The sequence below is a fragment of the Streptomyces luomodiensis genome (assembly GCF_031679605.1).
GTDB classification, from domain to species: Bacteria; Actinomycetota; Actinomycetes; order Streptomycetales; family Streptomycetaceae; genus Streptomyces; species Streptomyces luomodiensis.
Genome location: NZ_CP117522.1, coordinates 5,096,462 through 5,118,004, shown reverse-complemented (window position 1 = coordinate 5,118,004; position 21,543 = coordinate 5,096,462). Strand labels below are relative to the sequence as shown.

Here is a 21,543-nt window from a genome sequence, read left to right as displayed (position 1 = left end):
TATGCGGGGCGAACAGATGGCCAATCCGGACGGCAAACCCCCGGCGCGCCCCCTGGACTCCATCGACCGCGAGATCCTGCGGCTGCTCCGGACGGACGGCCGCGCCTCCATACGCTCCGTGGCCGAGCAGGTGCACGTCTCGCGCGCCAACGCCTACGCGCGGATCAACCGCCTGATCGACGACGGGGTGATCCGCGGTTTCAGCGCCCGGGTGGACCAGGAGCGGGCCGGGCAGGGCGCGTCCGCGTACATCACCCTGAAGATCGTCCAGAACTCCTGGCGCACCGTGCGCGAACAGCTCCGGGAGCTCCCCGGGGCGGCCCACATCGCACTGGTCAGCGGGGACTTCGATGTCCTGCTGCTGGTGCACACCGAGGACAACCGCTCGCTGCGCGAGCTGGTCCTCACCCGGCTCCAGGCCATGCCGGAGGTGCTGAGCACCCGGACACTGCTGGTGTTCGAGGAGACGGATCTGGACTCGGAGCCCTAGACGAGTAGTTCCGATATGGCTCAGTGGTCGTAGGCGATCAGTGAGCGGGTGATGGGTGCGCCGATGCTGCGGTTCTGCCATATCGCGCAGGTCATCGCTAGGATCCGCTGAGCCACGCGGACGCCGACGCCTTCGATGGTCCGGCCGCCATGCTGTTCCAGGTCGAGCTGGCCCTTGAGGGTGTCGTTGACCGACTCGATCAGCTGGCGCACCGTCTTGAGCAGGCCCTCTCCCGGCCGCGGGGTGCCGCGGTTGCGGTAGGAGGGCCGTAGCAGCTGGATGCCGCGGGCGGCCAGGAAGCGGTCCAGTTCGGCGGCGATGTAGCCCTTGTCAGCCAGGATCAGCAGGCCCGGACGGTCAGCGGCCAGGTGCGGTTCATTGTCGATCAGCGCGGCCAGCACCTGCCGCTCGTCGATCTTGGGGTCAGCCAGAGCCCACGCGACGGGCAGACCGGCCGGGGTGCACACCAGGTGCAGCTTCAGGCCCCAGTAGAAGCGTGAGTGGGATCGGCAGTAGCCGTAGTTGGCCCATCCAGCCAGGTCGGAGCGTTTCACGGTCTCACGCGAGCGAGCGCACTCAACGGGCGTGGAGTCCACGATCCACACCGGGTCCAGCCACAGGTCGCAGTCGCTGGCCAGGGACCGGATGGCCTGCTTGACCAGACCCAGGGCGGCCCGCAGACGCTTGTTGTAGGCGGGCCGCTGTGGCAGGTAGGGGAACAGCCCGTGCAGGTGGGCGTGGGCGAAGCGCAGCCAGCGAGCCTCGCAGTGAAAGCCCAGCATGGCCTGGGCCACGGCCAGGGTGATCAGTTCTGCGTCGGTCAGCCGGGGCGGCCGACCACGCCACCGCGAGGTCTTCAAGCGGTCGTCGATGTGCACATACAGTGCGGTCAAGAGGGTGTCTAACTCGGTCGTCACAACCCGATGTTGGACACCCTCCCCGCGTTCGTGAACCCCGCATTCGGAACTACTCGTCTAGGCCGGGCTTAGGGCTGGATGCGCAGACCGTCCAGGGCTAGGTGCGGCGTAGGGCCGGGTGCGCAGGTCCCGCCTACTAGGGCTGGGTGCGCAGGCCCGCGAAGGCCGTACGGACCACGGCCTCGGCCACCTCGTGGGAGGTCGCGGCCCCGCCGCGGCCCGGCCGGTACCACTCCACAATGGAGTTGATCATGCCGAAGAGCAGCCGGGTCGCCAGCCGGACGTCCACATCGGACCGCAGATCGCCGTCGGCCGCCGCCTGCTTGAGCAGCTCGGCGACCTGGTGGTCGAACTCCCGGCGCCGTTCCATGGCCCACCGCTCGGTGTCCGTGTTGCCCCGGACCCGCAGCAGCAGGGTGACGTAGGGCAGCTCCGCCATCAGCACCTCGGCGGTCCGCCGGGCCACGTGCTCCAGCCGTTCGATCGCCCGCCCCTCACGCGCGGCGGGCTCCTGGAGGATGCCGAACAGTCCGTCCAGGGCACGGCTTATGGCGAGCCGCAGCAGCTCCTCCTTGCCCTTCACATGGTGGTAGATGGAGGACTTGGAGATGCCGGCGGCCTTGGAGAGGTGCTCCATGGAGGTGCCGTCGTAGCCGCGCTCGTTGAACACCTCCACGGCAACCGCGAGCAGCGATTCGGGCGTGTAGGTGTCGCGCTTGGCCATGGTCATGATTACAGCAGTTCCCCTTCGGCGGCCGCACGCCGGATCAGCGCCGGGGAAGGGGCGCGGCGGCCGGCCGGGCAGGCTTCGCGGGGATCGCGCAGCGTTCGATCACCGTCATACCGCGGCATACCGCAGATCCTTTTCGACGAAGTTGTCCACAGGTTCGCCAGGCCCCCTTGTCCCGACCGATCGTTCGGTTACTCTAGCTCTGTCGCCCTTCCCAGCCCAGCCCCAGCTCGACGAGGAGTTGGTCAGTCGTGACCGCCGCACTCACCACCGCGCAGTTGACGCAAGAGCACCGCCCCACCCTCGACCAGGCCCTGGAGGCGATCCGTACCCGTGCCTACTGGTCCCCGCACCCCGAGCACCCGAAGGCTTACGGCGGCGAGGGCCGAGGCGGGCGCCCGAGCCTGAGCGTCGCCGAGGGCCAGGCGGCGTTCGAGGCGCTGCGCGGCAAGCGTCTCGAGCTGGACCAGCCGGGCACCGACGGCTGGACGGGCTCCGAGGTCTCGCCGTTCGGGGCGGAGATGGGCATGGAGTATCCGCATCCGGACCTCGATGTGCTCCTCCCGGCGATGCGGGCGGGGATGTCCGCCTGGCGGGAGGCCGGCCCCGAGACGCGGGCCCTGGTGTGTCTGGAGATCCTGGCCCGCATCAGCGCCCGGTCGCATGAGTTCGCCCAGGCGGTCATGCACACCAGCGGCCAGGCGTACATGATGGCCTTCCAGGCCGGCGGCCCGCACGCCCAGGACCGCGGTCTGGAGGCGGTGGCGTACGCGTTCACCGAGCAGACCCGCACTCCGGGCGCGGCGGACTGGTCCAAGCCGCAGGGCAAGCGTGACCCGCTGCGCCTGCGCAAGACGTTCACGGCCGTCCCGCGCGGCATCGCGCTGCTGATCGGCTGCAACACCTTCCCCACGTGGAACGGCTATCCGGGGCTCTTCGCCTCGCTCGCCACCGGCAATCCGGTGCTGGTCAAGCCGCACCCCCAGGCCGTGCTGCCGCTGGCGCTCACCGTCCGGACGGCGCGCGAGGTGCTGCGGGAGGCGGGGTTCAGCCCCGATCTGGTGGCGCTGGCCGCCGAGCGGCCGGACGAGGGGATCGCCAAGGTCCTCGCCGTCCGCCCCGAGATCCGCATCATCGACTACACGGGCTCGACCGCCTTCGGCGACTGGCTGGAGACCCACGCCCGCCAGGCCCAGGTCTTCACGGAGAAGGCGGGGGTCAACACGGTCGTCATCGACTCCACCGACGACTACCAGGGCATGCTGGCCAATCTGGCGTTCTCCCTGTCCCTCTACAGCGGCCAGATGTGCACCACTCCGCAGAATCTGCTGATCCCCCGCGCCGGCATCACCACCGACGCCGGGCCCAAGACATACGACGAGGTGGTGGCCGACCTGGCGGCGGCGGTGGACGGGCTGCTGGCCGACGACGCACGGGCGAGCGCCCTGCTGGGCGCGATCGTGGGGCCGCGGGTCCAGGAGCGGCTGGAGGCCGCCCCCGGTCTGGGTGGCGTCGCCCTGGCCTCCCGCGCGGTCACCCACCCCGACTTCCCGGACGCCACGGTCCGTACGCCGCTGATGGTCAAGGCCGACGGCGCGCGGAAGTTCTGGGAGGGAGCGGAACCGGACGCGCCCTATCTGTCCGAGTGCTTCGGCCCGGTCTCCTTCGCCGTCGCCGTCGACTCCACGGAGGAAGCGGTGGCGCTGCTGCGCCGGACCACCCGGGACAAGGGCGCGATGACGGTCGGCGCGTACACCACCTCGCCGGAGGCGGAGCGGCTGATCGAGGAGGCGTGTCTGGAGGAGTGCGCCCAGCTGTCGCTCAATCTGACCGGCGGGGTGTATGTGAACCAGACCGCGGCCTTCTCCGACTTCCACGGCACCGGCGGCAACCCGTCGGCCAACGCCACGCTGTGCGACGGCGCGTTCGTGGCCGGCCGGTTCCGCATGGTCGAGGTCCGCCGCCCGGCGGAGTAACCGGGTCCGGGGAGTAACCGGGTCCGGTCCGCGGGGCGTGCCACCGCGCACGCCCCGTCCGCCCCGGCCCGCCCCGGGCGGGTCCGCTCGCCGCGTTGTCCCGTCCACCAGACCCTAGGCGGGGCGGGCGGGGCCGCCCCAGTGGAAGAGGGCCATGGCCACGCTGGTGGCCAGGTTGTAGCTGGACACCTGCGGCCGCATGGGGAGGGCCACCAGCCTGGTGGCCTGCTCCCGCAGCTCCGGTGAGATCCCGTGCCGCTCGGAGCCGAAGGCGAGCAGCGCGTCATCGGGAATGGTCACCGACCGGATGTCCGCCCCCTCCGGGTCCAGCACGTACAGCGGCCCCTCCGGAAGGGCGTCGCCCGGCAGCCGCTCGACCGCGGTGGCGAAGTGGAGCCCCGCGCCCGCGCGCACGGCGTTCGGATGCCAGGGGTCGATATCGCCGGTGGTGACCACCCCCGTGGCCCCGAACCCGGCGGCGAGCCGGACCACGGCCCCGACGTTGCCGAGGTTGCGGGGGTTGTCCAGCACGACCACCGGGGCCGAACGGGGCCGTTCGCACAGCTCGTCCAGATTCTCCCGACGGCCGCGCCGGACCGCCAGGGCGGCGACCCGGGTGGGGTGCACCCTGGGCACCAGATCGCGCAGGGTACCGGCCTCCACCTCCACCAGGAGGTCCGCGATCACCTCGGTGAGATCGTCGGCCAGGTCCGCGGCGAGTTCCACGGCGGCCGCCTTGTCACTGGTGACCGCGGCACGCACCTCCGCGCCGAACCGCAGCGCGTGCTTCAGCGCGTGGAAGCCGTCGAGCAGCACGGTGTCGGGGGCCGTCGCGCGCCAGTGCCGTACGGCCTGCGCGGCCTGGTCATCGATCATTCCCTCAGCGTACGAGGGTGCCGGCCGGGGATTCCTCGGCGCTCCCCCGCGTCCGCTGCCCCGGCAGCCACACGGCGCGCGCCGCCACCCGGTCCCGGGCCCGGCCGAGCCGCGCCCCGGCCCAGCGCAGGAAGCCCGTCGGCAGGAAGACCGCGTCCGCCGCGATCGCGGCCAGCGAGAAGAAGGGCAGCCCCAGCAGCACCGCGATGCCGAGGTGCTCCAGCATCAGCAGGACGAGCATCACGTTCTTGACCCGCCGGTTGAGCAGGGTGAAGGGGAAGGCCACCTGCGCGATGACCGTGCCGTAGGTCAGCACCATCACCAGGGTGCCGCTGGCGGCGAACATGTCGGCCAGCGCCGGCCAGGGCGAGAAGTAGTCCAGGTGCAGCGGGTAGTAGAGGGCGGTGCCGTCCTGCCAGCGCGAGCCCTGGACCTTGTACCAGCCGGCCGAGGCGTACAGCAGACACACCTCGGCCATGATCACCAGCAGGGCGCCGTTGTGCGCCACGTTGGCGAGCGCGTCCAGGACGGTGCGCGGCTCCCCCGGTGCGTAACGCTTGACGAACCACCAGCCGGCCTGGACGATCCACAGCCCCCACAGGACGGTGGCCCAGCCCACTCCGGGCAGGGGGCCGTCGGCGGTCAGGAAGAGCCGGGCGTCGGTGCACAGCTGCGCCCAGAGCAGGGCGGCTCCGGTGACGGCCCACAGCACGACGCCGGTGACGTCGCGCGGCGGCCGCTCGCGGTCCGCCTGCCGGGCCGCCCGGCGCGCGTCCAGGGACCACACCTGCCCGCATCGGGTCAGCGCCAGGTACATCGCCATCAGATGGACGAGATTGTCGCCGCCGTCCCCCACGAAGACGCTGCGGTTCTGCAGTGACAGCACCCCGAGCATGAACAGCACGGACATGGTGCGGGTGCGCCAGCCCAGCAGCAGCAGCGCGCTGGAGGCGATGGCGAGGGCGTAGACGACCTCGAACCACACCACGCTGTCGGACCACATGAGCACGCTGAAGGCGCGGTTGCCGTCGATCAGCCGCGCGGCCATGTCCCAGTTCCACGGGCCGTCCGGCCCGTACAGCTCCCGGCGGTGGGGCCATTCGCGCACCAGGAAGAGCAGCCAGGTGAAGGCGAAGCCGATCCGTACCACGGCGCTCTGCCAGGGGCCGAGCGCCGATGCGGTGACGCGGGCGTGGCCCTGCGCCACGGCGGTCTGGAGGCGGGCGGAGAGGTTCACCGGCGCTTCCCCTCCGGGAGGTCGTCGGTGGTCACCGTCCACCACGGCAGCACCCGGTACACCGTCTTGGTGTCGATCTTCTCGTCGCTCCAGGGCGGCGGGGCCACCGGAGTGGTCGCGGAGCGCACCTGTATGCGCCGCACGGTGCCGCCGTCCTGCTCACGGCCGAAGCGGAGCATCACGATCCGGCGGATGTACTGCTGGGAGAGGTCGCCGCGCACCCCCTGCGGCCGCTCCTGCGCGTCATGCGAACCGACATAGAACTCCCAGGCGCGGCGCAGCTCGTTCTGCTGGGTGTGGCTGGGCAGCGGATTGTGGCGGATGGCCGCCCCGTCCTGGGCCGAGAGGTCGCGCCAGCCCGTGGTCGCGGTGGCGCCGTCGGGAGTGCTGATCTCGGCACGGGCCTGGACGGCGATGTTCTGCTGGAGCGGGTTGGGGGCGAAGAGCTTCCAGACCCGTTCGAACTCCGGATAGACGTAGTCGTCTATCGCCGCGCCATGCCGCTTGGTGATGGTGTTGGGCGGTGAGACGTTCAGAAAGGCCGTCGCGAGGTGGATCGTGGCGGCGACCGCGGCGACCGCGACGCCCACCGCGACGATCAGCTGTGCGGGCAGCGAGAGCGCGGTGAGCCGTCCCGCCGCGTCGTCGAGCCGCACCGCCGCGTCGTCGTCCGGCCCCGGCTCCGTCTCCGCCATACCCCGCCCCGCTCCCCGTGGTCCTGGTCTTCGCGCACACCGGTCGGCCGCGCGCCCCCGTGGCCCCCACGCCCCGGCACCGTACCCATGCGGAACCACTCGGCACAGCGTCCTCAGCGTCATCCACAGAGTTGACACCCTACGTTCGCCCGACGGCGCCGAGCGCAGCGACGGCGTTCCCGGCAGCCCTCCCGACGGCGTTCCCTTCTTGTAGAACCTGTTCTATCTTGACGGCCCGTCAGATGAAGCCGCGGCGCGGGAGGTACGGACAGTGGACTTCACCTTCACCGAGGAGCAGCAGGCGGCCGTCGAGGCGGCGAAGGCCGTCTTCTCCTCCGTCACGCCGGACAGCGTGCCCAGCCCCGCGCTGACCGCCGGCGCCGTCGCCGAGGACTTCGACCGCCCGCTGTGGCGGAAGCTCGCCGAGAGCGATCTGCTCGGCCTGACCCTCGATCCCCGGTACGGCGGTTCGGGCCTCGACCCGCTCGCCCTCTGCCTGGTGCTGCGGGAATGCGGCCGGGTGCTGGCCCGGGTGCCGCTGCTGGAGTCCAGCGCCGCCGCGCTGGCCGTGCAGCGGTACGGCGGGGCCGAGCTGCGCGCGGCCGTACTGCCCCGGGCCGCCCGCGGTGAACTGGTCCTCACCGTGGCCGCGGGCGGCCGCACCGGCCACGGCCCGGCCGAACTCGCCGTCCAGGCCCGGCGGAACGGCGACGGCTGGGTGCTGGACGGCGTGCAGACCGCGGTCCCCTGGGCCCACGGCGCCGAGCTGCTGCTGATCCCCGCCCACACCGGTGACGGCCGTACGGTCCTGGCCCTGGTGCCCCGTGACCATGAGGGCGTCACGCTCGACGAGCAGATCTCCACCAGCGGTGAGCGGCAGGCCGAGATCCGGCTGGACGCGGCGCGGTCGGCCGATCACGAGGTGCTGGCCGCCGACGGCGCCTGGGAGTGGCTGCGCGATCTCCTCACCACCGGCATCTGCGCGCTCGCACTGGGACTGGGCTCGGCGGTGCTCGACCTCACCAGCTCCTATGTGAGCGAGCGTAAGCAGTTCGGCTTCCCGCTCGCCACCTTCCAGGCGGTCGCCGTGCAGACCGCCGACCGCTATATCGATCTGCGGGCCATGGAGGCCACGCTGTGGCAGGCGGCCTGGCGGCTGTCCCTGGACGAGGCGCGGCCGACGGCGGGCGGGCCGCTGCCCGTCGCGGGGGATGTCGCCGTCGCCAAGATCTGGGCCGCCGAGGGCGTGCGCCGCGTCGTGCAGACCGCACAGCATCTGCACGGCGGCTTCGGCGCGGTCACCGACTATCCCCTGCACCGCTACCACGCCTGGGGCAAGCAGCTGGAGCTCTCCCTGGGGTCCGCCGCCGCCCACGAGGAGGCACTGGGCGAACTCCTCGCCGCCCACCCCCTCGGCTGACCGGCAGACCTGCCGATCACCGCCGATCACCGCCGATCAGGGCCGATCAGCGCCGATCAGTAAGGAAACCTCTAGAGAAGGAAACCTCTAGAGAAGGAGGCCCCTGGAGCAGGAAACCCCTAGAGCACGAAGGCCCCTTCGGCGGTGCCGTCGGGGCCGCTCACCATCGGCCGGCCCGCCGCGTCCCAGGCGAGCATCCCGCCGTCCACATTCACCGCGTCCAGGCCCTGCGCGACCAGATACTGCGTCACCTGGGCGGAGCGGCCGCCGACCCGGCACATCACATGCACCCGTCGGCCCTCGCCGACCGCCGCGGTCAGCTCGTCGAACCGCGCGACGACCTGGCCCATCGGGATGTGCAGCGCGCCCTCGACATGCCCGGCCGCCCACTCGTCGTCCTCCCGGACGTCCAACAGAAAACCATCGGCCGGTACCGCCGTCGCCTCCACCTGAGGAAGCTGGGCAAAATGCATCGGACACACCTCTCACACGACATCGGCAGCTGCGGCAAACCTACTACCGCACCAGCTCCGCGAGCCGGGCCTCCTTCTCCGCGGCCTGGGCCAGCAACTGCTCGGCGATCTCGTCCAGCAGCCGGTCGGGATCCTCCGGCGCCATCTTGATCATCGCGCCGATCGCACTCGACTCCAGCTCCGCGGCGACCGCGGCCAGCATCTCCTTACGCTCGGCCAGCCACTCCAGCCGGGCGTACAGCTCCTCGCTGCGGCTTGCCCGCCGCTCCGGCGGCGGCGGCCCGGCCTCCCACTCCTCGGCCAGCGCCCGCAGCGTCTCCTCGTCCCCGGCCGCGTACGCCGCGTTGACCCGCACGATGAAGGCACCGCGCCGCTCCCGCTCGGCCTCCTCCTCAGCCAGGTCCGGATGGGCCTTACGGGCCAGCTCCCGGTAGATCCGGCGGGCCCCCTCGCTCGGCCGCACCCGTGGCGGCGGCTGCACGGGCTGCTCGGTGAGCATCGCGGCCGCCTCCGGCGAGAGCCCCTCCGAGTCGATCCAGCCGTGGAACAGCTCCTCCACACCCGGCATCGGCTGCACCAGCCCCCGCGCCTCGCTCGCCTTGCGGATGTCCTCCGGATCGCCGGTGCGCGCCGCGACCGCCTCGGCGATCAGCGCGTCCAGCTCGTCGAGGCGCGAATACATCGGCCCGAGCCGCTGGTGGTGCAACCGGGAGAAGTTATCCACCTCCACCCGGAAGGTCTCCACCGCTATCTCGAACTCGATCAGCGCCTGCTCGGCCGCGCGCACCGCCCGCTCCAGACGCTCGGCGGCCTGGGCTTCCTCCTGGGACCAGGCCTCCTCGGACCGGGCCTCCTCCGACCGGGCCTCCTCGAACCGCTCGTGCGATTCCGCCTGGGGCTGTGCGTCCGACACCGACTGCCGTGCCTGCTGCTGCGCTTCCGGATTCGTCACCCGCTCAGACTACGTCCGGCCGCTGATCGGCGATGGAGCTCACACCGCTGCCCGCGTCTCACCACCCACGCCTCACACCCCCATCTCGGCCGCTATCCGCCCGTTGCGCACCGCCGTGACCAGCACGGAGTGGTCGGCTTCCGTGCGATCCGCGTACGCCACCGCGAAGGCGGCCACCGCCTCGTCCAGCTCGTCCCCCTTACCGCAGTAGCCCGCCAGCAGCCGAGGGTCGGCGCTGTGGGTGTGCGCCCGCGCCAGCAGTGCCCCGGTCATTCGCCCGTAGTCGTCCATCTGGTCCGCGGCCAGCGCCGCCGGGTCCACGCTTCCCTTGCGGTTACGGAACTGCCGCACCTGGTAGTGCCGCCCCCGCACCGTGGTCCACCCCAGCAGGATGTCGCTGACCACCTGCATCCGCTTCTGGCCGAGCACCACCCGCCGCCCCTCGTGTGTGACGTCCGGCACCTCGAAACCGGCCGTCACCACATGCGGCAGCAGGGCGGAGGGGCGCGCCTCCTTCACCTGGAGCACCAGCGGCTCGCCCCGGTGGTCGAGCAGGAGCACCACATAGGAGCGGGTGCCCACGCTTCCCGTGCCGACCACCCGGAACGCCACATCGTGCACCTCGTACCGCGAGAGCAGCGGCAGCCGGTCCTCCGGCAGCGTGCCCAGATACTCGGCGAGCGCCGAGGCCACCGCCGCCGCCTCCGTGTCCGGCACCCTCCGCAGCACCGGCGGCGCGTCCACGAAGCGCCGGGCCTCCGGCCGGCCGGAGGAGCCCTCCGCGCCCGGCACGGGCTCGGTGGCCCGCGCGGCGAACCGCGCGCTGGTGTTCCGCCGGGCCTTCTCGGACACCCGCTCCAAGGTCCCGGCCAGATCCCTGGCGTCCGTGTGGGAGACCAGCTCCTCGTCCGCGATCGCGTTCCACGCGTCCGCCGCGGGCAGCTTGGCCAGCAGCCGCACCGTGCGCCGGTAGGCGCCCACGGCGTCCCGGGCCGCCGCCCGGCAGACGTCCTCGTCGGCGCCCGCTTCCCGGCCGGCCAGCACCAGCGAGACCGCGAGCCGCTTCACATCCCACTCCCACGGCCCGTGGATGGTCTCGTCGAAGTCGTTGAGATCGATGATCAGGCCACCGCGCGCATCGCCGTAGATCCCGAAGTTGGCGGCGTGGGCATCGCCACACAGCTGTGCCCCGATGCCGGTGACCGGTGTGGCCGTGAGGTCGTACGCCATCAGCCCGGCGGCCCCGCGCAGAAAGGAGAAGGGGGTCGCGGCCATCCGCCCCACCCGAATCGGGGTCAGCTCCGGCAGCCGCCCGGCGTTCGACCGCTCGACCTCCGCCACCGGATCCGGCCGCCCGGCGGCCCTCGGCGGCTCGGCGTGCGCCGAGCGCGGCACCCGCTTGCGCAGCGCCTTGCCCCGCTGCCGGGGAGTCGGCCCGTCCCCGTGCCAGACGGCGAAGCCCGGAACCGGAGGCAGCCGACGGGCCGCCCCGCCCACCGCATCCCCGCCGCTCGCGCCCCTGTCTCCGCTCCGGCCGCTCTCGCCGCTTCCGTCGCCCTGACCGCCCCGGCCGTCCGTCATCGCGCCCCCGCCTTCCTCGCACACGACATCGACTGAGCAGACCGTACCCCCTGTCACCCCAGCCCGTCAGAGCCTGTGGATAACTCCGGCGATCACGGCGAAACCCCAGCTCAGGCGGGCCTCAACCCGATTCGGCCCAAGCCCCGCCCGCCTCAGCCGGACTCGGCTCGGGCCAAGCCCACACTCACCCCCGGCTCGGCCCGGCCCAACTCGCACTCACCCCCGGAACTGCTCCGGGCAGCCACCACCCGAGGGCAGATGGTTCTCCGCCCACCGCGACAGCTCCTTCAGCGCGGGCCCCAGCGCCTTCCCCGCGTCCGTCAGCCGGTAGGCCACCCGCAGCGGCGGCCCGGCGTCGACCTCCCGCACCACCAGACCCGCCGTCGCGAGCTCGGTGAGCCGGTCCGACAGCATCCGCTCGCTGATCCCCGGGATCGCCCGCCGCAGCTCGGCGAAGTACGCCCCCTGCTCCGTCAGCACGGCCACGATCAATCCCGTCCAGCGCTTTCCGAACAGCTCGAAGAACCGCGTCATCTCGCTGTCGACCTGCTTGCAGGCCTGCTCGTTGTGCTCCCCACGACCCTTCGCCATGGAATACAGACTACTGCGTTCCGGTTCGGGACTGCGAAAAAGTAAGCTACTGTGCCATCTGTAGGTACGTAGTTATTACCGGCTCCGTGGGAGCCCAGTTACCGGAGGCGTTCCATGCCAACCCTTCTGCACATCGACACGTCCGTCTCCCCCCTCGAGACCTCCGCTTCCCGTGCGGTCACCGCCACCTTCCGCAAGGAATGGGAAGCCCAGCACCCCAACGGCACGGTGATCTACCGCGACCTGGCCGCCGATCCGGTGCCGCACCTGGAGGGCCTCGCCGTCGCCGCCGGTTTCACCGCTCCCGATCAGCACACCCCTGAGCTGCGGGCCGCCTTCGCCCTGCGGGACACCCTGGCCAGTGAGCTCGAGCAGGCCGACGCGGTCCTGATCGCGGCCCCGATGTACAACTTCACGATCCCCTCCACCCTCAAGGCGTGGCTGGACCACGTGATCATCATGGGCCGCACCGCGGGCGCCGAGCAGACCACCGTCTCGGGCACCCCCACCGTCGTCGTCGCCAGCCGTGGTGGCGGTTACGGCCCCGGCACCCCGCGGGAGAGCTTCGAATTCGTCACGAACTTCCTGGGGAAGGCGCTGGGCGACGGCCTCGGCCTCGATGTCGAGTTCGTTGTGCCGGAGCTCACGATGGCCCGCAGCAATCCGGCCATGGCCGACCTCGTCGACGCCGCGGACGCCTCCATGGCGAAGGCCCACGAGGAGGCCGCGGCCAAGGCCAAGGCGCTCGCCGCCCGCTTCGCCGCCTGATCCGCCCGCGCCCGGACACCGGGCCCGGCCAGGGGCCTCCTCTTCCCGGGAGGCCCCTGCCGTCGCGCCACAAAGCGGCTGAAGCGACCGAAGCGGAACAGAGGAACAAGCGGGAGAGAAGAGACGGAGAACAACGAAGAGACGGAGAGCAACTGGGCCGAAACAGCCGGGGCATACGCGAAGCGGGCCCCTCCGAGCGACTTTCGTCACTCCGGAGAGACCCGCTCCGGCTGGTGCGCGAGGGGGGAGTTGAACCCCCACGCCCTTTCGGGCACTGGAACCTGAATCCAGCGCGTCTGCCTATTCCGCCACCCGCGCATGGGTGCTGTCGTCCGGTCACTCGGCTCCGCTCCCCGGTTCGATCTTTTCGATCCGCCCGGTTCGTGTGGCGCGCCTTCCGACATGCAGAACATTAGCACGGCCTGCGGGGTGCAATCACACCCGTTCCCGCTGCCCCGCCCCCACCCGTCCTCGGAGCGTCACGGTTGCGGGACACTGTCGTCAGCACACCTCTACGATCCCTGTGAGGGGTGACACTGCTCCACAGGGCCAGGAAGGGGAACCACCCGATTTCCCGACGCGTGGATACGATCAGTAAGCAGTACCAGGACGGCATAGAGCACGACTGAGGAAGGAGGTGCCCCGTGGGAGTACTGAAACGCTTCGAGCAGCGTCTCGAGGGCCTCGTGAACGGCACCTTCGCCAAGGTGTTCAAGTCCGAGGTCCAGCCGGTCGAGATCGCCGGCGCCCTCCAGCGTGAGTGCGACAACAACGCCACGATCTGGAACCGCGACCGGACGGTCGTCCCCAACGACTTCATCGTCGAGCTGAGCGCGCCCGACTACGAGCGGCTCAGCCCGTATTCCGGGCAGCTCGGCGACGAGCTGGCCGGTATGGTCCGCGACTACGCCAAGCAGCAGCGCTACACCTTCATGGGCGCCATCAAGGTGCATCTGCAGAAGGCCGACGACCTCGACACCGGCCTCTACCGGGTGCGCAGCCGGACGCTGGCCTCCAGCGAGTCCCAGAACCCGCAGCAGGCCCCGGACCGCCCGGCCTCCGGCGCCCCGCAGCAGGGCCCCGGCGGTTACGGCTACCCCGCTCAGCCCGCCGGTGCCCCGCCGATGCCGTCCACGCCCCCCGGCGCCCGTCCGGCGCCCCGCACCGGCGGCGCCGGCCCTCAGCCGCAGGGCCAGACCCGCCGCTGGATCGAGATCAACGGCACCCGCCACCAGATCTCCCGGCCCACACTCGTCCTGGGCCGCTCCACCGACGCTGACGTGCGGATCGACGATCCCGGTGTCTCCCGCAGGCACTGCGAGATCCGGGTCGGAACCCCACCGACCATCCAGGATCTCGGGTCGACCAACGGCATCGTGGTGGACGGACAGCACACCACGCGCGCTACGCTCCGCGACGGCTCGCGGATCGTCGTGGGCAGCACCACCATCGTTTACCGGCAAGCCGAAGGGTGAAGCGGGGGCAATGTCAGAGCTGACCCTCACGGTCATGCGGTTGGGTTTCCTCGCCGTACTGTGGCTGTTCGTCATCGTGGCCGTACAGGTCATCCGCAGTGATCTGTTCGGCACCCGCGTGACCCAGCGCGGTACGGCGCGCCGCGGCGCCCCCGACCGGCCGCAGCAGCAACAGCGGCAGAGCGCGCCGCCGCAGCAGCGGCAGCAGTCCGGTGGCCGCGGCCGCCGGGGCGCCCCCACCAAGCTGGTGGTCTCCGAGGGCACTCTGACCGGCACCACGGTCGCCCTCCAGGGGCAGACCATCACCCTCGGCCGTGCGCACGATTCCACAATCGTTCTGGACGACGACTACGCCTCCAGTCGGCATGCCAGGATCTACCCGGACCGTGACGGCCAGTGGATCGTCGAGGACCTCGGGTCCACCAACGGCACCTATCTCGACCGGACCCGACTCACCACACCGACACCGATTCCGCTGGGTGCGCCGATCCGCATCGGCAAGACCGTCATCGAGCTGCGGAAGTAGTAGGACCATGACGACCGGAGGGTGGGCAGCGTGGTTGGCAAGGGGCTGTACCCGGAGCCGACGGGCGAGGTGCGCATGAGTCTGTCACTGCGTTTCGCGGCCGGATCGCACAAGGGCATGATCCGGGAGGGCAACGAGGACTCCGGTTACGCCGGTCCCCGGCTGCTCGCCATCGCCGACGGCATGGGTGGACAGGCCGCCGGCGAGGTCGCCAGCTCCGAGGTGATCTCCACCCTCGTCCAGCTCGACGACGATGTGCCGGGCTCGGACATCCTGACCTCCCTGGGCAGCGCCGTGCAGCGGGCCAATGAGCAGCTGCGCGTCATGGTCGAAGAGGACCCGCAGCTGGAGGGCATGGGCACCACGCTCACCGCCCTGCTGTGGACCGGCCAGCGGCTCGGTCTGGTGCACGTCGGCGACTCGCGAGCGTATCTGCTGCGTGACGGTGTGCTCACCCAGATCACCCAGGACCACACCTGGGTGCAGCGCCTGGTCGACGAGGGCCGGATCACCGAGGAGGAGGCGGGCACCCACCCGCAGCGCTCCCTGCTGATGCGCGCGCTGGGCAGCGGCGACCATGTCGAGCCCGATCTGTCCATCCGCGAGGTCCGGGCCGGCGACCGCTATCTGATCTGCTCCGACGGCCTGTCCGGCGTCGTGAGCCACCAGACCCTCGAGGAGACCCTCGCCAGCTACCAGGGCCCCCATGAGACCGTGCAGGAGCTGATCCAGCTCGCCCTGCGCGGCGGCGGTCCCGACAACATCACCTGCATCGTCGCCGACGTCCTCGACGTCGACGGCGGCGACACCCTCGCCGCCCAGCTCAACGACACCCCCGTGATCGTGGGCGCGGTCGCCGAGAACCAGGTCCCCCTCGGGGACGGCGGCGCCGCGCACACCCCCGCGGGCCGCGCCGCCGAGCTCGGCCGGTCCGTCCCGCAGCAGGGCGACGCGCAGGGCGGCTTCGGACCGCCCGGCAGCGGCGATCCGGCCATCGGGGGTCCGCAGGGCAGCTTCGGGGCGTACGCCGACGGGGACTTCAGCAAGAAGAGCGGCCGCAAGACGTGGGCCAAGCGGTCACTCTTCATCGTGCTGGGCCTCGCCGTGATCGGCGGCGGGCTCTACGGCGGCTATCGCTGGACCCAGACGCAGTACTACGTGGGCTCCAACGGCGACCATGTCGCGATCTACCAGGGCATCAGCCAGGACCTCGCCTGGATCAAGCTGAACAAGGTCCATGAGGACCACCGCGAGATCGAACTCAAGTACCTCCCGGCCGACCAGCGCGGCCGCGTGGAGGACACCATCGCGGTCAGCGGTCTCGGCCAGGCCCAGGACAAGACCAAGGACCTCGCCACCCTCGCCAGCGCCTGCAAGAAGGCCGAGGCCCAGGAGAAGGCCGAGGACGATCAGAAGGACCTCACCGGCGACAAGGACAAGGGCGGCAGCGCCGGGGGCAAGGCCTCCAGCAGCGCCTCCCCGTCCCAGAGCGGCGGCACCCAGCCGGGGGACCAGAGCATGCAGACGCAGACCGGGCCGCTCGCCGCCAAGGCCACGACCAAGCCCACGCCGACGACCACTCCCACTCCGCATCCCGGCCCCACCCTCTCGGAGGAGGAGAAGAAGTTGGTCCCGCAGTGCAGCAGCACCCAGCAGTGAAGCCGTAAGGGGCCGTCCACCCATGAGCAGTAGTACGACCAACACGACGACGATCAGTACGGCCGGGCCACCGAGCAGGCGGAACACCGAGCTGGCCATGCTGGCCTTCGCGGTGATCATTCCGGTCTTCGCCTACGCCAACGCGGGCCTGGCGCTCAGCGACGAGATGCCCTCCGGCATGCTCAGCTACGGCCTCGGCCTCGGCCTGCTGGCCGGCGTCGGCCATCTGGTGGTCCGGAAGTTCGCGCCGTACGCGGATCCGCTGCTGCTGCCGATCGCCACGCTCCTCAACGGGCTGGGCCTGGTGCTCATCTGGCGGCTGGACCAGTCCAAGCGGCTGGCCCAGCGGGCGGAGAACATCGGCCAGGTCTTCTCGCCCTCGGCCCCCAACCAGCTGATCTACTCGGCGCTGGGTGTCGCCCTCTTCGTCGGCGTCCTGATCCTGCTCAAGGACCACCGCCTGCTCCAGCGCTACACCTACATCTCCATGGCGGTGGCGCTGATCCTGCTGATCCTTCCGGTGTTCTTCCCGCCCCGTTTCGGCGCACGCATCTGGATCAGCATCGGCAGCTTCTCCATCCAGCCCGGCGAGTTCGCCAAGATCATCATCGCCGTGTTCTTCTCCGGCTATCTGATGGTCAAGCGGGACGCCCTCGCGCTGGCCAGCCGCCGCTTCATGGGGCTGTACCTGCCGCGCGGCCGCGACCTCGGCCCGATCCTGGTGGTCTGGGGAATGAGCATCCTCATCCTGGTCTTCGAGACCGACCTGGGCACCTCGCTGCTGTTCTTCGGCCTCTTCGTCGTCATGCTGTACGTCGCCACCGAGCGCACCAGCTGGATCGTCTTCGGTCTGCTGATGTCCGCGGCCGGCGCGGTCGGCGTCGCCACCTTCGAACCGCACGTCCAGCAGCGTGTGGACGCCTGGCTCGACCCCTTCGCGGCCTTCAAGACCGGCGGCAGTGACCAGATCGCCCAGGCGCTGATGGCCTTCGGCTCCGGCGGTGTCTTCGGCACCGGCCTCGGCCAGGGCAACTCCGACCTCATCGGCTTCGCCGCCAACTCCGACTTCATCCTGGCCACGGTCGGCGAGGAGCTCGGGCTCGCCGGAACCATGGGCATCCTGCTGCTCTACGGCCTGATCGTGGAGCGCGGTGTGCGCACCGCCCTCGCCGCCCGCGACCCGTTCGGCAAGCTGCTGGCCATCGGCCTGTCCGCGGCCTTCGCCATCCAGGTCTTCGTCGTCGCGGGCGGTGTGATGGGCCTCATCCCGCTGACCGGTATGACCATGCCGTTCATCGCGCAGGGTGGTTCGTCCGTCATCGCCAACTGGGCACTCGTCGCCATCCTGATCAAGATCAGCGACACCGCGCGCCGTCCGGCGCCGACGCCCGCTCCCACTACAGACGCCGAGATGACCCAGGTGGTCCGACCGTGAACAAGCCCCTGCGCCGAATCGCGATCTTCTGCGGGCTCCTCGTCTTCGCCCTGCTGCTGCGGGACAACTGGATCCAGTACGTCCAGGCCGACGAGCTGAAGAACCACGACAAGAACCGCCGCGTCCTGATCGCCCGTTACAGCCAGCCGCGCGGCAACATCATCGTCGACGGCCAGCCGATCACCGGATCCGTCGAGACCAACGGCACCGACTTCAAGTACAAGCGCACCTACAAGAACGGCCCCATGTGGGCGCCGGTCACCGGGTACGCCTCGCAGGCCTTCGACGCCAACCAGATCGAGAAGATCGAAGACGGCATCCTCACGGGCAACGACGACCGCCTCTTCTTCAACCGGACGATCGACATGATCACCGGCAAGAAGCAGAAGGGCGGCGACGTCATCACCACCCTGAACGGCAAGGCCCAGGAGGCCGCGTTCAAGGGCCTCGGCGACAAGAAGGGCGCCGTCGCCGCGCTCGACCCGCGCACCGGCAAGATCCTCGCCCTCGCCTCGACCCCGAGCTACGACCCCTCCACGTTCGCGGGCGGGTCCACCAAGGACGAGAAGGCGTGGAACGCGCTCCTGCCGAAGAACGACAAGGACGACCCGATGCTCAACCGGGCGCTCCGTCAGACCTACCCGCCCGGCTCGACCTTCAAGGTCGTCACCGCCGCGGCCGCGCTGGAGAACGGCAAGTACACCGACATCGACGCCCCGACGGACTCCCCGGACCCCTGGAAGCTCCCGCTGTCCGTCAAGCCCCTGCCCAACGAGGGGAACATCCCCTGCGAGAACGCCTCGCTGCGGCAGGCGCTCCGCTACTCCTGCAACACGGTCTTCGGCAAGCTCGGTGACGACCTCGGCGAGGACAAGATGCGGGAGCAGGCCGAGAAGTTCGGCTTCAACGAGACGGTCGACACCCCCGTCCGCGCCTACGCCAGCGTCTACCCCAAGGACATGGACCGGCCGGGCAACGCGATGTCGGCCATCGGCCAGTTCGACACCCGGGCCACCCCGCTCCAGATGGCGATGGTCGCCGCCGCGGTCGCCAACGACGGCAAGCTGATGAAGCCGTACATGGTCGACTCGCTGCGCGCCCCCAACCTCAACACCATCGAGCAGACCAGCCCGGAGGAGATGAGCCAGCCGGTCAGCGCGGAGAACGCCCACAAGCTCCAGGACATGATGGAGACCGTGGTCAAGGAGGGCACCGGCACCAGCGCCCAGATCCCGGGCGTCACGGTCGGCGGCAAGACCGGTACCGCACAGCACGGCGTCGCCAACAGCAAGAACCCCTACGCGTGGTTCATCTCCTACGCCAAGGGGGACGACGGCTCCCCGGTCGCGGTCGCGGTCGTCATCGAGGGGTCCGACACCCTCCGCGGCGACATCGCCGGTGGCAAGCTGGCCGCGCCGATCGCCAAGAGCGTGATGCAGGCCGTCCTGGACACCGAGCGCGACAAGTGAGGCCCGTCACGTCCGGATATCAATCCCGCACGTCGCCGTACCGGTCCGGTATCAAGTAGCGGCTGAGGCCAGGTCCCGTAAGACGTGCCGGGTACGGTATGCCCGAGCAGCACTTCACCGGCCCCCACAGGTGCGGCCGGGAACCACGGAAGAGGGCTGGAGTAGCTATGGAAGAGCCGCGTCGCCTCGGCGGGCGGTATGAGCTGGGCTCGGTGCTCGGCCGCGGCGGGATGGCGGAGGTCTACCTCGCGCACGACACCCGCCTCGGCCGTACTGTCGCTGTGAAGACGCTGCGGGCAGACCTCGCCCGTGACCCGTCCTTCCAGGCCCGGTTCCGCCGAGAGGCCCAGTCGGCCGCCTCGCTCAACCATCCCGCGATCGTCGCGGTCTACGACACCGGCGAGGACTACGTCGACGGTGTCTCGATTCCGTACATCGTGATGGAGTACGTCGACGGCTCCACCCTGCGTGAGCTTCTTCACTCGGGCAGAAAGCTGCTCCCGGAGCGCTCGCTGGAGATGACCACCGGCATCCTCCAGGCCCTCGAGTACTCACACCGCAACAACATCGTCCACCGGGACATCAAACCGGCCAACGTCATGCTCACGCGCAGCGGCCAGGTCAAGGTGATGGACTTCGGCATCGCGCGGGCCATGGGCGATGCCGGTATGACCATGACGCAGACGGCCGCCGTCATCGGCACCGCGCAGTACCTCTCCCCCGAGCAGGCCAAGGGCGAGACCGTCGACGCGCGCAGCGACCTGTACTCCACCGGCTGTCTGCTCTACGAGCTGCTGACCGTAAGGCCGCCGTTCGTGGGCGACTCCCCGGTGGCCGTCGCCTATCAGCACGTGCGGGAGGAACCGCAGCCGCCGAGCACGTACGACCCCGAGATCACCCCGGAGATGGACGCCATCGTCCTGCGGGCCCTGGTCAAGGACCCCGACTACCGCTATCAGTCGGCCGATGAGATGCGCGCCGACATCGAGGCGGCCCTGGAGGGCCAGCCGGTCGCCGCCACCGCCGCGCTGGGCGCGGTCGGCTACGGCGCCGACGACCAGCCCACCACGATGCTGCGCCCGCAGGACGGCGGCGCCGGGGCACAGACCTCGATGCTCCCCCCGATGCGCGAGGACGACGGCGGCTTCGGCTACGACGAGCGGCCGGACCGCGGACGGGGACGCTCCGGGAAGAAGGGCAATCTCTCGACGATCCTGCTGATCCTCGCCGGGATACTGGTGCTGGTCGGTGCGATCTTCATCGGGAAGTCGCTGTTCGGGGGCGGGAACAACGACGGCACGGTCCAGGTGCCCAACCTGGTCGGCAAGTCGTTGGCCGAGGCCAAGAACCAGGGGGAGAACGGCGACTTCAAGGTCAAGAACGTCGGCTCCAAGTTCTGCGCCGACGCGGAGAAGAACACCGTCTGCGAGCAGAACCCCGAGGGCGGCGGCGAGATCGAGCGGTACGGCACGGTCGAGCTGACCATGTCCAAGGGCCCCAAGCCCGCGGCCAAGGTCGAGGTGCCCGACGTCCTGAACGTGCAGTACGAGACGGCCAAGTCGCAGCTGGAGGCCAAGGGCTTCCAGGTCGAGCAGAAGACCCAGCAGTCCGACCAGACCGCCGGCAAGGTGATCGACCAGGACCCGAAGGGCGGTAAGAAGGTCGCGAAGGGCTCCACGATCACTCTGACCGTCGCCGAGGCGCAGGAGAAGGTCGTCGTCCCGGACGTGACCACGCAGAAGGTCGAGGACGCCACCTCGTCCCTCCAGGGCAAGGGCCTCAAGGTCCAGACGCAGGAGGTCGAGAACGGCGACGTCGAGGCCGGCACGGTCACCGACCAGACGCCCAAGGGCGGCCAGGAGGTCCTGCCCGGTTCGACGGTCACGCTGACCGTCGCCAAGGCCCCCGAGCAGCAGGAGAACGCACAGGTGCCCAACCTGGGCGGCCAGTCCCTCAAGGACGCCAAGAAGGCGCTCCAGGAGGCGGGCCTCAACGTGGGCAACATCGCCGGTCCGCAGGACGACAACGCCACCGTGGTGGCCAGCCAGCCCGGTGCGGGCACCCAGGTGCCCAAGGGCCAGTCCGTGAACCTCATCACGGTCGCCGGGCAGGGCGGGAACGGCAACGGCGGTGGTGGGAACGGCGGAAACATCTTCGGCGGCCAAAGCGGCCTCGGCTCCCTCGGCTGATCCGCCACCGGCCCCCGGAGGGGCCCTGTAGCACGGGGAAGCCCCCGGCACCTGGAGATGGGTGCCGGGGGCTTCCCCGTATCC

At 70.5% G+C, this 21,543-nt stretch carries 19 protein-coding genes and 1 tRNA gene; 10 read left to right on the top strand and 10 right to left on the bottom strand.

Annotated elements, in window-relative coordinates; all coding sequences use genetic code 11:
* Position 1 precedes the first annotated feature (1 nt).
* On the top strand, positions 2–490 hold the full coding sequence (locus PS467_RS21520; RefSeq protein WP_268973281.1) for an Lrp/AsnC family transcriptional regulator: 489 nt from the start codon (positions 2–4) through the stop codon (positions 488–490).
* 20 nt (positions 491–510) lie between these two features.
* On the opposite strand, the gene PS467_RS21515 is transcribed toward PS467_RS21520, so the two are convergent.
* Positions 511–1,407: an IS982 family transposase gene (locus PS467_RS21515; protein WP_311034129.1), complete on the bottom strand. Its 897-nt coding sequence runs from the start codon at positions 1,405–1,407 to the stop codon at positions 511–513.
* 136 nt (positions 1,408–1,543) lie between these two features.
* Complete coding sequence (locus tag PS467_RS21510) at positions 1,544–2,137, bottom strand: TetR/AcrR family transcriptional regulator (RefSeq protein WP_268973280.1); 594 nt, start codon at positions 2,135–2,137, stop codon at positions 1,544–1,546.
* Between the two features lie 251 nt (positions 2,138–2,388).
* On the opposite strand from PS467_RS21510, the gene paaN reads away from it, so the two are divergent.
* A complete protein-coding gene (paaN, locus tag PS467_RS21505; RefSeq protein WP_311036632.1) occupies positions 2,389–4,113 on the top strand; it encodes a phenylacetic acid degradation protein PaaN in 1,725 nt (574 codons plus the stop codon).
* Between the two features lie 114 nt (positions 4,114–4,227).
* Here paaN and PS467_RS21500 read toward each other — a convergent pair whose 3' ends face one another.
* From PS467_RS21500 to PS467_RS21490, 3 genes are read right to left on the bottom strand one after another with little or no spacing between them, the layout of a single operon-like run.
* Positions 4,228–4,989 (bottom strand): TrmH family RNA methyltransferase, encoded by a 762-nt coding sequence (locus PS467_RS21500; RefSeq protein ID WP_311036631.1) that lies wholly within the window; start codon positions 4,987–4,989, stop codon positions 4,228–4,230.
* 4 nt (positions 4,990–4,993) lie between these two features.
* Entirely contained in the window at positions 4,994–6,226 is a 1,233-nt protein-coding gene (locus PS467_RS21495) for an HTTM domain-containing protein (protein WP_311036630.1), read from the bottom strand.
* On the bottom strand, positions 6,223–6,921 hold the full coding sequence (locus PS467_RS21490; RefSeq protein ID WP_311036629.1) for a DUF5819 family protein: 699 nt from the start codon (positions 6,919–6,921) through the stop codon (positions 6,223–6,225). The genes PS467_RS21495 and PS467_RS21490 overlap by 4 nt, the downstream gene beginning before the upstream one ends.
* A gap of 271 nt (positions 6,922–7,192) precedes the next feature.
* On the opposite strand from PS467_RS21490, the gene PS467_RS21485 reads away from it, so the two are divergent.
* Positions 7,193–8,341, top strand: a complete 1,149-nt coding sequence (locus tag PS467_RS21485) for an acyl-CoA dehydrogenase family protein (protein ID WP_311036628.1) — start codon at positions 7,193–7,195, stop codon at positions 8,339–8,341.
* Positions 8,342–8,460: 119 nt separating this feature from the next.
* On the opposite strand, the gene PS467_RS21480 is transcribed toward PS467_RS21485, so the two are convergent.
* From PS467_RS21480 to PS467_RS21465, 4 genes are all read right to left on the bottom strand, one after another.
* Entirely contained in the window at positions 8,461–8,814 is a 354-nt protein-coding gene (locus PS467_RS21480; protein WP_268973271.1) for a rhodanese-like domain-containing protein, read from the bottom strand.
* Positions 8,815–8,857: 43 nt separating this feature from the next.
* Positions 8,858–9,766 carry a hypothetical protein gene (locus tag PS467_RS21475; protein ID WP_311036627.1) on the bottom strand — a complete coding sequence of 303 codons (909 nt, stop codon included), beginning with the start codon at positions 9,764–9,766 and terminating at the stop codon, positions 8,858–8,860.
* 72 nt (positions 9,767–9,838) lie between these two features.
* Positions 9,839–11,347, bottom strand: a complete 1,509-nt coding sequence (locus tag PS467_RS21470; protein WP_311036626.1) for a DUF2252 domain-containing protein — start codon at positions 11,345–11,347, stop codon at positions 9,839–9,841.
* A gap of 216 nt (positions 11,348–11,563) precedes the next feature.
* Positions 11,564–11,938, bottom strand: a complete 375-nt coding sequence (locus PS467_RS21465) for a winged helix-turn-helix transcriptional regulator (RefSeq protein WP_311036625.1) — start codon at positions 11,936–11,938, stop codon at positions 11,564–11,566.
* 114 nt (positions 11,939–12,052) lie between these two features.
* Between PS467_RS21465 and PS467_RS21460 the strand changes: the two genes are divergently transcribed.
* Positions 12,053–12,706, top strand: coding sequence for an FMN-dependent NADH-azoreductase (locus PS467_RS21460; RefSeq protein WP_311036624.1), 654 nt, complete (start codon positions 12,053–12,055; stop codon positions 12,704–12,706).
* Positions 12,707–12,937: 231 nt separating this feature from the next.
* Here PS467_RS21460 and PS467_RS21455 read toward each other — a convergent pair.
* A tRNA-Leu gene (locus PS467_RS21455) sits at positions 12,938–13,024 on the bottom strand.
* A 326-nt stretch (positions 13,025–13,350) separates the two neighbouring features.
* Here PS467_RS21455 and PS467_RS21450 point away from each other — a divergent pair.
* The 6 genes from PS467_RS21450 (at position 13,351) to pknB (ending at position 21,459) form a co-directional block, all read left to right on the top strand.
* A complete protein-coding gene (locus tag PS467_RS21450) occupies positions 13,351–14,181 on the top strand; it encodes an FHA domain-containing protein (protein WP_311036623.1) in 831 nt (276 codons plus the stop codon).
* Between the two features lie 10 nt (positions 14,182–14,191).
* Complete coding sequence (locus PS467_RS21445) at positions 14,192–14,707, top strand: FHA domain-containing protein FhaB/FipA (RefSeq protein ID WP_030827859.1); 516 nt, start codon at positions 14,192–14,194, stop codon at positions 14,705–14,707.
* 75 nt (positions 14,708–14,782) lie between these two features.
* Entirely contained in the window at positions 14,783–16,366 is a 1,584-nt protein-coding gene (locus PS467_RS21440; protein WP_268973265.1) for a PP2C family protein-serine/threonine phosphatase, read from the top strand.
* Positions 16,367–16,388: 22 nt separating this feature from the next.
* Entirely contained in the window at positions 16,389–17,801 is a 1,413-nt protein-coding gene (locus PS467_RS21435; protein ID WP_311036622.1) for an FtsW/RodA/SpoVE family cell cycle protein, read from the top strand.
* A complete protein-coding gene (locus PS467_RS21430; protein ID WP_268973263.1) occupies positions 17,798–19,270 on the top strand; it encodes a peptidoglycan D,D-transpeptidase FtsI family protein in 1,473 nt (490 codons plus the stop codon). The genes PS467_RS21435 and PS467_RS21430 overlap by 4 nt, the downstream gene beginning before the upstream one ends.
* A 167-nt stretch (positions 19,271–19,437) precedes the next feature.
* Entirely contained in the window at positions 19,438–21,459 is a 2,022-nt protein-coding gene (gene pknB, locus PS467_RS21425) for a Stk1 family PASTA domain-containing Ser/Thr kinase (RefSeq protein ID WP_311036621.1), read from the top strand.
* Positions 21,460–21,543 lie beyond the last annotated feature (84 nt).